This window comes from Treponema sp. TIM-1 (assembly GCF_046533115.1).
Taxonomy (GTDB): Bacteria; Spirochaetota; Spirochaetia; order Treponematales; family Breznakiellaceae; genus JAIRMO01.
Window position 1 is genome coordinate 1 of record NZ_JAJQRC010000065.1, and the last position, 11,046, is coordinate 11,046.

General features: G+C 54.9%; 9 protein-coding genes. All 9 read right to left on the reverse strand.

The window, feature by feature from the left end; all coding sequences use genetic code 11:
- Positions 1-344: 344 nt before the first annotated feature.
- Positions 345-1,664 carry a DUF58 domain-containing protein gene (locus LQZ21_RS14340; RefSeq protein WP_411045246.1) on the reverse strand — a complete coding sequence of 440 codons (1,320 nt, stop codon included), beginning with the start codon at positions 1,662-1,664 and terminating at the stop codon, positions 345-347.
- A complete protein-coding gene (locus LQZ21_RS14345; protein WP_411045248.1) occupies positions 1,661-2,635 on the reverse strand; it encodes an AAA family ATPase in 975 nt (324 codons plus the stop codon). Before LQZ21_RS14345 ends, LQZ21_RS14340 begins: the two co-directional genes overlap by 4 nt.
- The gene (locus tag LQZ21_RS14350) at positions 2,632-3,792 is read right to left on the reverse strand and encodes a DUF4350 domain-containing protein (protein ID WP_411045250.1); all 1,161 of its coding nucleotides are present in this window, start codon (positions 3,790-3,792) and stop codon (positions 2,632-2,634) included. The genes LQZ21_RS14345 and LQZ21_RS14350 overlap by 4 nt, the downstream gene beginning before the upstream one ends.
- Positions 3,785-4,555: a hypothetical protein gene (locus LQZ21_RS14355; RefSeq protein WP_411045252.1), complete on the reverse strand. Its 771-nt coding sequence runs from the start codon at positions 4,553-4,555 to the stop codon at positions 3,785-3,787. The genes LQZ21_RS14350 and LQZ21_RS14355 overlap by 8 nt, the downstream gene beginning before the upstream one ends.
- A 108-nt stretch (positions 4,556-4,663) precedes the next feature.
- A complete protein-coding gene (locus LQZ21_RS14360) occupies positions 4,664-5,500 on the reverse strand; it encodes an ABC transporter ATP-binding protein (RefSeq protein ID WP_411045254.1) in 837 nt (278 codons plus the stop codon).
- On the reverse strand, positions 5,493-6,590 hold the full coding sequence (locus tag LQZ21_RS14365) for an ABC transporter ATP-binding protein (protein WP_411045255.1): 1,098 nt from the start codon (positions 6,588-6,590) through the stop codon (positions 5,493-5,495). The genes LQZ21_RS14360 and LQZ21_RS14365 overlap by 8 nt, the downstream gene beginning before the upstream one ends.
- A 4-nt stretch (positions 6,591-6,594) precedes the next feature.
- Positions 6,595-7,557, reverse strand: coding sequence for an ABC transporter permease (locus tag LQZ21_RS14370; protein WP_411045257.1), 963 nt, complete (start codon positions 7,555-7,557; stop codon positions 6,595-6,597).
- A gap of 1 nt (position 7,558) precedes the next feature.
- A complete protein-coding gene (locus tag LQZ21_RS14375; protein ID WP_411045259.1) occupies positions 7,559-8,572 on the reverse strand; it encodes an ABC transporter permease in 1,014 nt (337 codons plus the stop codon).
- 225 nt (positions 8,573-8,797) lie between these two features.
- Positions 8,798-10,570, reverse strand: a complete 1,773-nt coding sequence (locus tag LQZ21_RS14380) for an ABC transporter substrate-binding protein (protein ID WP_411045261.1) — start codon at positions 10,568-10,570, stop codon at positions 8,798-8,800.
- Positions 10,571-11,046 lie beyond the last annotated feature (476 nt).

An 11,046-nucleotide genomic window follows, 5' to 3' on the forward strand; every position in this document is an offset into this window, starting at 1 on the left:
ATGCAAAGATATATGAAAATAAACAGCTGGAATTATTCGATTAGATTACAAAGTAAGAAATACCGCGGAGCTTGCTCCGCGGTTGTTTATTTCTTGTTCAATCTGTTGCAATGATTGAATAGTTGCACAGCCAATCAGGACTACTCCGACCAACAGAACGATAATCAACCCAAAAAGTTTCTTCATTTTCGTTGTTTTCCTTACCTATAGTAACATATCTTATATAACTCATGGTACGCAAGGGTCCCAAGCGGAATATCGAAGCAAAAGTTCGTGCTGTTCGTGTCGTTCGTGGTTAATCCTATTCTTCCTGTGTAACTGCGTAACATGAGTTAATTAGTTCCCTATAAACGGCCGGAACGTTTGACCAGCAGGTAGCGGTTTATCAGGTCCGAGGAAATGTCCGTGGAAGAAGTCTCCAGGGTCAGGAGACCCAGGTGTTCCCAGGTTTTGTAGAGCCGCTGCCGGGAACGGAGATAGAACCGCGCCGCGGCCCGCTCGGCGAATTCCTGGGCGTTCTGGGGTTGGCGGAAGGCGAGTTCCTTCGCTTCTTTTTCCCGGAGGTTTACCAGGAGGAGGAGATGCCGTTCCCGGATCCGGGGGAGGATCCAGGAGAGGGATTCCCCGTCTTCTTCCCGGAAATTGCTGATCAGGATGATGAAAGTACGGCGGTGGACCCGGCTCAGTGCGTTTTCCAGGGCGGAAAAGGGGGACGAGGGGACCGGGGCGCTTTTTAGGTCGTAGAGTTTGTTTAACAGCCCGGTCAGGGCCCTCGGCCCCTTACCCGGGGGCAGCCACCGTTCTTCCGCGCCGAAGCTGAGGGCCGCCACGGAATCCCCGTGTTTCAGGGCCGCATAGGAGAGGAGCAGCACCGCATTCAGGGCGCTGTCAAATTGCAGGTACTCCCCCTCGCGGCGGTGCAGCCGGTATCCCGAGTCCAGGATAAACAACACCTGTTGATCCTGCTCCTCCTGGTATTCCCGGATTATCACCTTGCCCCGCCTGCCCGTGGCCCGCCAGTCGATGGCCCGGACAGAATCCCCCGGTTGATATTCCCGAAGGTCGAGAAATTCCATCCCCTGTCCCCGCTTGCGGGGGATCCGGCCGGTAAGTTCCCAAATTCCCCGCAGATCCTTGCCGGCGGCTTGTTTGAGTTTTTTAAAGTCCGGGTACGTCCGCCCCCGGCTTATACAGGGCCGGAAAACCTTCCGCGACCAGAACCGGAGCGGGGAGTGATAGCACAATTCCAGTCCGGAAAATTCCCAGACCCCCCGATCCAGGGGGATAAGGGTATATTCAAAGACCAAAATACCCCGGTTTTGTAGGGATTTCCGTTGGAGCGGGGTGGGAAACCCGGTACATCCCATGGAATCGGGGTAGAGATCAAAGAGGAGGATCCCAAAGGGGAGGAGTCCCTCCGGGGACGCCCGGAACCGGAGGGTAACCCGGCAGGGCTCCCCCAGGGCCAGGGAGAAGGGGATATCCCGGGAGACCTCAAGGCTGCCGTAGAGCAGGCGGGTTACCAGGCCATCGGCGATGATCAGGGGGAGCAGGGAAAGACCCGTAAGAAACCACGCCAGGGAAAGGGCGGAGGAGAAAAAAGCCGCGGCCCCCAGGAGGAGCCAGAGGAGGGCGGCAATAAAGAGGCCGGCGCCGGGTTTCATGACCGGGGGGCTTCTATTTTGGCGGCCAGGCTTTCCAGAACCATCCGGGGGCTTGAGCCCTCCAGTTCGCTTTCCGCGGAAAGGGTCAGCCGGTGGGCCAGGACCGGGAGGATCAGGGCTTTGATGTCATCGGGGAGGACAAAGTCCCGGCCTTCCATCAGGGCCCGGGCCCGGGCGCAGCGGATCAGGGCAAGGCTGCCCCGGGGACCGGCCCCGGTTTCCAGCACAGGGGTTTTCCGGGTGGCGGTAACCAGCCGCACGGCATAGTCGACAATGGCCGGATCTACCCGTAATGTCGAGACCAGCCGTTGAATACCCGTTAAACCCGCGGGAGTTAACACCGGAGAAACCGCGGACACCGAAAGTTCCGCCCCGGTGGTCCCCGCCAGGATCCGGGTTACCATGGTTTTTTCCTCTTCCATATCGGGGTAATCCGCCAGCACCTTCATAAGGAACCGGTCCTTTTGGGCGTCCGGCAGGGGGTAGGTTCCCTCATGTTCATAGGGATTCTGGGTGGCCAGTACCATAAAAGGCTCGGGCAGGGGATGGCTTTCCCCGTCCAGGCTTACCTGGAGTTCCTGCATGGCTTCAAAAAGGCTGGCCTGGGTTTTTGCCGGGGCCCGGTTGATCTCATCGGCAATAAAAAGGTTGGTAAAAACCGGCCCCTTGCGGGTTATAAACCGCCCCGAGGAGGCGTCGAGGATGATGTTCCCGGTGATGTCGCTGGGCATCAGGTCCGGGGTAAACTGGACCCGCTTGGAGTCCCCGCCTATGGCCATGGCAATGGACCGGACCAGGAGGGTCTTGCCCAAACCGGGGACCCCTTCCACCAGGAGGTGCCCCCCGGCGAGGAGGGTGATCAGGGCATGATCCACCAGGCCGAGCTGACCGATAAAGGCCGTGGCTATTTGCTCCTTTACCGCCCCAATGGCTTCCGCGGCGGATTCAACGGAATAGGTAACCTCATTCATAAACGCTCCTCGGTGTTTTCTATAAGCCGTATATAATTCACAAAATCCCGGTATCGTAACCTTCCCTGGGGATGGATGATTTTTTCTACCCCCGGGGCATCCATATCCCAGAGTTCGGCCAGGATCGGTACCATCTGATCCGGGTGGAATAAGCCCCGGCGGATGCGGAGTTTATTCCATAGTTCTTCAACATACGCGTCAAGGTAGAGGTCCAGGGCCCCGTATTTCCGCAGAAACCGGCTTTCCGCGCGGAACCGTTCTCCGATAGGTTTACCGGGCCGCTCCTCATCCCTGACCGGCCGGCCAAAGGCGGGTATAACCATCCAGAACCCGGTGATGACCAGGATCAGGGCCGACACCACCAGGGGGGTGATATTGCCCCGTTCCGACAATTCCCCCCATAACCCCGCAGCCGGCTCCTTTCCCCGGATAAAATAGATCCCCCGGTTTTCCCGGTCCAGGGCCCCGGTGATGTGCCAAGCCAGGCGGGCGTTTTGGTTTTCCCCAATAGTGGCGGACCACATAAAATAGGGAGTCCCCGACACGGTAAGCGAACCCGCTCCCCAGAACACGGAAACCATCCGGATGTTACCCCCGCGATCCTGCAGGATACGGGCATCGGATTTTTCCTCCACCAGAAAGTGGACATCAAAGTCCAGGGCCGGTTCAGCGGCCATAGGATCCGCTTCCGGGTTGTCCGGAATGGTTTCCTCCGCTTCCTCATCCTCCTCATCTACATTATACGGGGAAGTTTTTTCCATGGTTATACCAAATCCCGCCAGAAAATTCGACAGGTCTTCCTCCTCATCCTCGTACCAGGGTAAATCCGAAAAAACCACCAGATTACCCCCCGCCTCAATCCAGGATCGAAGGGCGCCGGGGGCTTCCCCGGACCAGTCAAACCGGGAACTTTGGATCAGCAGGGTTTTTTCCGAAAGATGGTCCAGCAGCGCAGGACTTCCGGCGGTAGTAGTTTTGAGGGGATGGCCGGTTTTTTGCAGCCAGCGATCCAGGGCCAGGTACTCGTTGGATAGGCTTTCCACGGAAGGCCGGCGGTAATTGGTGGTGGGGTATATTTCAAAGAGGGCGTATCCCGCCAAGGCCACGAGGACCAGGACCCCCAGGCAGATGACAAAAATAGTCCCATATTTATTCATGGATCGTTCCTGGGACCGAAAAATCCGCCGGGGCAAGCAGGGAACGGCAGAAATCAAGGGCCCCGGTAAAGGCCTTGTCCGGGGGAATCTTTCCGCCATAGGCAAAATTCACCCAGGTGGTCACCAGGGCGGTAAAGCCCGGGGCAGCGGGGGCCAGGGCCAGACAGTCGTATTCGGTGGCGTCCGGGGGAAAACACAGGCCCCGGTAGCGGGAGAAGGCGGCCACGGCCCCGGAGAAACAGTAGGCCCAGGCTTCCCGGATCTTTCCCTCTCCATAGAGGGTTTGGGCCTTTTCCAGCAGGAACTCGGGGCTTTCTTTTTCTTCCCCGGGTAAAACGAAACGGTTTTGAACCGGTCCGGGACTTTTTGCCCAGCCTTGTTTTCGGAAGCGGAAAAAGAGGAAAGCCCCCAGAACGAGGACGCCGCTTACCAGGAGAAACCTGAGTCCCCAGGCAAAGGCCCGGGTAATTCCCTCCATCCAGGGGATAGGGGGAAGGAGGGGTTCATTGCTGCCCCGCAGCCGGGATTTGAACCGTATCCCCCAGCCCGGCTTTTCCCCCCCAAAGTCCGGGGATACGAGGACCTCCTCCAGGGCCGAGCGGGTATCGGCGTTAATTTCCGGGACCAACGCCTCCTGCGCCCATACCCCCGGCGGGACCGGAACGCTCAGGACCAACCCGACAATGAGGAGGTACGGCAGTTTTGAACGGTCAAATTTAAAAACCGCGGATCTCAGCCCGCTTTTTCCCCTTATTCGCGTCACGGTGTATCATCCATGCTAAAAGATAATACATCAATTACGGTTTTTCCAAAACCCATGGCGCCAGGCACTAAAGTTTCGCCTTTGCGATGAATTGCTTAAATTCTCTATTCACCCCGCGGCGGAGCTAAAGTCCCAGGGTTCGTAGATCTTCGGGACATCCCCCAGCAGCCGTTTGGTATAATCCGACTTGGGGTTGAGGATCGCCTCATCGGCGGTTCCCCATTCCACGATATTGCCGTGTTCCATGATGTAAACCATATCGGAAATATAGTAGGCCAAACCTATGTCGTGGGTGATGAACACAATGGTCATGTTGGTTTCGTCCCGGAGTTTCAGCAGCATGTCCAGAATAGTGGCCCGGGAGCAGGCGTCAATCATGGAGGTGGGCTCATCGGCAATGAGCAATTTGGGGCGAAGCATGAAAATCCGGGCTATCATCAGGCGCTGCATCTGTCCGCCGGACAGTTCAAAGGGGTATTTGTTGGACAGCTCCTCAAACTTTAGATTGACAAAACCGCAGGCATCCTTCATTTTTTCGATTTTTTCCTTTTTACTTAAATACCCCTGTCCTTGCAGGCGGATACAGTCCAGCAGCACCGAATCCACCTTGTTGAAAATATTATAGGTGGAAAAAGGATCCTGAAAGATCGCCTGAATATTTTGCCAGTATAACTTTTGTTTACTGTGGGTGGAAAGGTCCCGGGGTTTTCCCTCAAAAAAGATTTCTCCCCCCGTGGGTTTTAATAAACCCAGCACCATTTTCGCCAGGGTAGTTTTACCGCTGCCACTTTCCCCAACGATGGAGATAATCTCCCCCCGGTGAAACGCAAAGTCCACCTTATTCACCGCCACGGTCTTGCGGCTCCCAAAGCCGAATTCCCGGGACAGGGCCTTGGCGCTTAAAAATTCTTCTTTGGCCACAGCCGGGGTTTTGGGATCATCCATGGTTTCCCCCTTCTATTTTTACGTTACCCATCGCATCATCAACATAGGTGTTGGAGATAAGGGGAAACTTTTGGGCATCTGCTTCTTGTTTTTTATACATTTTCCGCAGTTCCGCCTCATCCAGCCGGCACCGGTAATACCGGCCCTTTCCCGCAGGCTGCATCTGGATGGTCTGATTAAAACACCCGGGTTCGGCAAAGCGGCAGCGTTCTGAAAAACGGCAGCCCCGGGGTTTATGCTTAAGATTGGGGGGCGCTCCGGGGATGGCCTGCAGTATATGGCCCCGGGTTCCCTTCTCGGGAACAATGATGGAGTTCATCAGCCCCTTGGAATAGGGCATGATGGGATCAAAAACCATTTCCCGGGCCGTACCCTGTTCCACGATTTCCCCGGCGTACATCACCATGATATCATCGGTTACATTAAACAACAGGGGCAGTTCGTGGGTAATAAAAAGCATGGACCGGACAAAACCCTTTTCCATGAGATCGTGGAGGAGTTTGATCACGATCTTTTGGGATGAAACATCCAGGGCCGATGAAGGTTCGTCGGCGATAAGCACCTTGGGGTTCAAGATCGTGGAGATGGCGATAACGGTCCGCTGCTTCATGCCCCCGGATAGCTCCACCGCATATTGATCCAGCACCTTTTCCGGCAGATTGAGGATCCCGAATCGTTCCCGGGCCAGATCCCGGACCTCTTTTTTTGAAAATTTCGATCCGTGGGCTTCCAGCACATCCTCGATAAACCGGATGATCTTTCGGGAGGGGTTGAGGGCGTTCATCGCCGCCTGGGGAATATAGGCGATATCGTTGCCCAGTACGGTCTTGCGGATTGTGTCCGGGGAAAGGCTCGTGATCTCTTTCCCGTCGATGTTGATACTCCCCGATTCGTAATGCAGGGGAGGAAAATAATACCCCATGACACTCATGGCCAGGGTGCTTTTCCCGCATCCCGATTCCCCCGCAATCCCCAGGGACTTACCGTCCTCCAGGATAAAGGAAACATCATCCACCGAGCAGACCTGTTCATTCATCCTGGTTTTGTAGTAGGTCGTCAGCTTTTTGACTTCCAACATTCCCGCTGCCATAATCCTAATTCCTTATCTGGGGATTGAAGATCTGATCCAATCCGGAGTTCATCAGATTGAGGGAGAAACTGATCAGGGCGACCATTACTACCACCGGCAAAAAGGCCCACCAGGCTCCGGTGGGGAGGGCGCTGAAAAACACCGCCCAGTTCATCATCAGTCCCAGGCTCGCCACGTTCCGGGGCCCCAGGCCCAGCATGGAGATTTGGGCTTCCGAGAGGATCCCCGATGCCACCTGGAGGATAAAGGCCATCACCACATAGGAGGCGATATAGGGCAGGATATCCTGAAAGATGATCCGGGGCATACTGTGGCCCGAAAGTTTGGACAGGTTCACATGGTCCCGGTTCCGCAGGGAGGTGGTCTGGGCCCGGACCGAACGGGCTGTCCAGGGCCAACTCGTGATGCCGATGACGATCCCTGTGGTCCAGAAACTCCGGGAGTCGATACTCACCGAGACCAGGACCAGGATCACAAAGGAGGGAATAACGATAAAGATGTTGGTGATACTGGAGAGGAAGTTATCCACCTGGCCGCCGATATACCCCGCGAGGAGCCCCAGGGTCAGGCCTATCAGGGTGGCTATGGTACCCGCGATAAGGCCGATGATAAGGCTGGTCCGGGTTCCGGCCACCAATTCCGCCATCACATCCCGGCCAAAGTTATCCGTTCCCAGGACGTGCAACACCTTGGGAGGTTCCCGCTGAACCGCGGTGATGCCGAACTGGGCCATAAGGTCCGCCTCAGCCTGGGATATCGCCCTGGTTTGAGCCTCCTCCTCCCGAAGGGAGTTATTCCCCAACATCGCCCGGATATTGGGAGGCTCAAACATGCCCCCTTCCATTTGCAGGGGATCGGTTTTTACAAACAGGGGAAACAGGATAATGAGAAGCAGGATCAGCATAATGACGATAAAACCAAAGCGGAATTTTCCCGATTGAAAGGCGATTTTAAAGATATGACCCATCTCATCCCTCCTCATGGGCTGCGGCTTTGACCCGGGGATCGATGATGCCGCAGATAATATCCACCACAAAATTGGCGATCAGTACGGTAATGGTAATAATCAGGGTACAGCCGGAAATAAGGGGAAAATCCTGGGTCCTGATGGCGGTGAACATGGTGGTTCCCAGGCCCGGATAACTAAAAACTATCTCGGTGATAAGGTTTCCCCCTACCATGGTCCCCAGGGAGAGGGCCAGCCCCGTGATCTGGGGGAGCATAGCATTCCGGAACACATACCCGACGATTTTGGAGTCCTTGATGCCCATGAACCGGCTGTATTTTACATAGTCGGCGTTGAGTTCGTAAATGGACATCTCCCGCATCCCCAGGGACTGACCACCGATAACCACCAGAACCATGGTCAGGAAGGGCAGCCGGTAATGGTTGAGTACGGAAAGGAGAAATTCGGGATTCCCCCAGTTTTGTATCAGATCAAAGCGATATCCCAGGCTTCCCGGGAAAAGGTGGAGTTTGTTCGCCAGAAAGTGCACGTTTACAATAGCCAAACCAAAGGCGGGAATGGCGCTCATAAAGAGGAAAAAGGGGAAGAACACTCGGTCAAAGACCCCCTTACGGTAGGCGGTGATGGCCCCCAGGCAGTTCCCCAGAAACCACCCCACAAGGATGGCGGGGATCTGGAGCATCAGGGTCCAATGGATCGACGACCCGATAATATCGGCCACCGGCCGGGGAAATTGATAAAAGGAAAGCCCCATATTACCCTGAAAGATATTGCCGATATAGACAAAGAACTGCTGCCATAGCGGTTTGTCCAAGCCGAACATGGACATATAGGCATCGTAGATTTTTTTTACCGCATTGGCATCGGTCATCCCCGCGGACATGGACGCCACCATAGTAGCCACGGGATTCCCCGGAATCAACCGGGGCAGTAAAAAGTTAAGAAATACCGCTATAATCAGGGTTATAAGGTACCAACCGATCTTTTTCCCCAGGTATGTATAATAAGCTTTCAATAGAGCCCCCTTTTTTGAAAAACCATTGGTGCGGACTTTTTCGTAAGTACCGGTGCGGAAACCGGGGATGTCCGGAAAGTTCACTGAACGGGGACCACCCCAGGAGCTTGCTGCGGCTTACCCTGAGGAGTTCACGATATCCCTTGCATTATTCCGCTTCATTGAAACGCCGCACCAATCGGGCTGTCCGGTTGGATAGCCCATTTTCGCGGTTAGCGGTGGTACTTATTTAGGACTGATCCGGTAGAGGGCGTTGATGCCGTACCCGTCACTACAAATAGTCGGGGGAATATTGGTCCCATCTCCCATCTTGGGGAAGCCGGTCCATACCGAGGTGTTTACCGTATGGAACACCACCGGCCGGTACATCAGTCCCGCGGCGGGCATATTCTGGAGGTAAATGATATTGAGTTCCGTCCAGAGCTGCTTGAGGGTGGCGGGATTGGATTCCGCGGCAAGCTGGGCGATGATCTGGTTTGCCCGGGGATTGGACCAGCGGCCAAAGTTTCCGACCCGGTTGGGGGAACCCACCGGTGGAATATCGGCGCTGCTCATGGTTTCGTAGGCCCGGTTCCAGGGGGAAGCGGGACCCGCACCGCCGTAGCTGTGCATAATAATGTCAAAGGTGGCATTGTCCTTATCGGCCTGCCACACATTCGCTTCGGGGAAGTAGGTGGTAATGTCCATCCCCAACTGCCGGCCGACCTGGGCCACCACTTCCAGGGATGCGTTCCAGTCAGACCAGCCCGCGGGACATTCCGCCCGGAAGCTGAGCCTGGTTCCACCCTTGGCGCGGATACCGTCGGCGCCCCTGACCCAACCGGCCTGATCCAAAAGCCGGTTTGCCCCGGCAATGTCCACCCCGTTCCACTGGTAGGGCTTGAGGGCATCGGCATCGATAAGGGTCTGTTCCGCCGGGACCGGAAGCATCAGGGACGCAACCATGGGGGCGGTATAACCGCTCATAGCGTTTTTACCGATCATATCATAGTCCAAAGCCATGGCAATGGCCCGCCGGACCGCGGGATCATCCAGACCGGGTTTGGTGGTGTTAAACACGATGGAGGGGATAACCCCGGGGAAGTAATAGGGCGCCTGGGGGATATAGGTTTCCACCGAGGAACCAAAGGTCCACACCTGGGAAATAAACTGCTGGGAAACATCCACCTCGCCGGCCCGGAAAGCGGCGTCTCCGGATGCATTGTCTTTGTATACGTTGTGAGCCACGTATTTTGGCGCGGGCAGCTTGCCGTATTTGGAGGCGATTTTTCCCCAATAGTTGTCGTCCCGAATCAATACCACCTTGGTATCGTCATAGATATAGGGTTTGTAAGGGCCGGTCGCCACCGGTTCCCAGTTGGGGTACTGGACTATGCCGGTAGGGCCCGAAACCTGTTTTTCGATGCCTTCCCATACGTGTTTCGGCACGATATACAGGGCGCAGAGAGAGGTTTCAATCATTTTGGGGTTGAAATTCGAGGATTTACCCCGGATTTCCACGGTATAATTGTCTATTTTCCGGACACTGTCGATATAGGACCAATAGGCGGTCCCGCTGGTGGTATACCGGTTTTGCAGTTCATAGGTATAAACCACGTCATCGGCGGTCATGGCCGTGCCGTCATTGAATTTAACGTTCCGGTTGAGGACCACCGTTACATTCTGCCCGTTCCAGGTATAACTATCCGCCAGTTGGGGATAGAGCTTGGCATCCAGGAGGTTAAAAATGAACAGGCTTTCATAAATGAGCTGACGGGAGAGCGGGGTAAAGGGGGTGATCCCAAAGGAGCTGTCCACATTAAAGGGGTTAAAATGGGTGGGCGCTCCCCAAAGAAGGCCGTTAAAGTAGAGCGTTTCTCTGCGAGGCAAGCTGCTCAGGGTAGGGGTGGACCCTCCTGAGGTTCCACCGCTTTGTTGCCCACCACCGGCCGCCAAAGCCACAGCCGCCACTATAACCAGGAGTAGGGCTACGGACATTAACTTTCTAGTCGCTTTCATAGGTTCCTCCAACAAAAAATATCTTTACATGAGGGATGCATATAAAACCTCATGTACAGATTACTCATGACAGAATAATCCGTATAATTATCCTACAGGTTGTCCTATTTGTCAAACTTTTTTTTCGGGCAGGGCAAACGTGCCGTCTTTAACCAGGGTATTTTTCACCCATTGGATTGCCAGGCAAACCGAGCCTTTACCGGCACCATCAACCAATTCCGCCCTAATATGAAAGAATTTAACCACGAACCTCACAAACCTCACGAACAAAGGAGAGAAGTTAACCACGAAGGCGCATAAGGCGAAGAAGGAAAGGAATTAAGAGAGAGTGAGGAGAGAGGAATGAGTAGTGAAGGTTGGTCACTCACTCACTTCTAACTTCTAACTCCTCCCTCCTCCCTCCTCTCTTAATTCCCTTATTCGCCTTCTTCGCCTTTGTGGTCAAATTCTCTTCCCGTCTCTTCCTCTTCGTTCGT

Excerpts from the sequence above, each read along its gene's own strand:
- LQZ21_RS14340 (WP_411045246.1), bottom strand. The coding sequence starts at position 1,664 with ATGAAACCCGGCGCCGGCCTCTTTATTGCCGCCCTCCTCTGGCTCCTC.
- LQZ21_RS14345 (WP_411045248.1), bottom strand. The coding sequence starts at position 2,635 with ATGAATGAGGTTACCTATTCCGTTGAATCCGCCGCGGAAGCCATTGGG.
- LQZ21_RS14350 (WP_411045250.1), bottom strand. The coding sequence starts at position 3,792 with ATGAATAAATATGGGACTATTTTTGTCATCTGCCTGGGGGTCCTGGTC.
- LQZ21_RS14360 (WP_411045254.1), bottom strand. The coding sequence starts at position 5,500 with ATGGATGATCCCAAAACCCCGGCTGTGGCCAAAGAAGAATTTTTAAGC.
- LQZ21_RS14365 (WP_411045255.1), bottom strand. The coding sequence starts at position 6,590 with ATGGCAGCGGGAATGTTGGAAGTCAAAAAGCTGACGACCTACTACAAA.
- LQZ21_RS14370 (WP_411045257.1), bottom strand. The coding sequence starts at position 7,557 with ATGGGTCATATCTTTAAAATCGCCTTTCAATCGGGAAAATTCCGCTTT.
- LQZ21_RS14380 (WP_411045261.1), bottom strand. The coding sequence starts at position 10,570 with ATGAAAGCGACTAGAAAGTTAATGTCCGTAGCCCTACTCCTGGTTATA.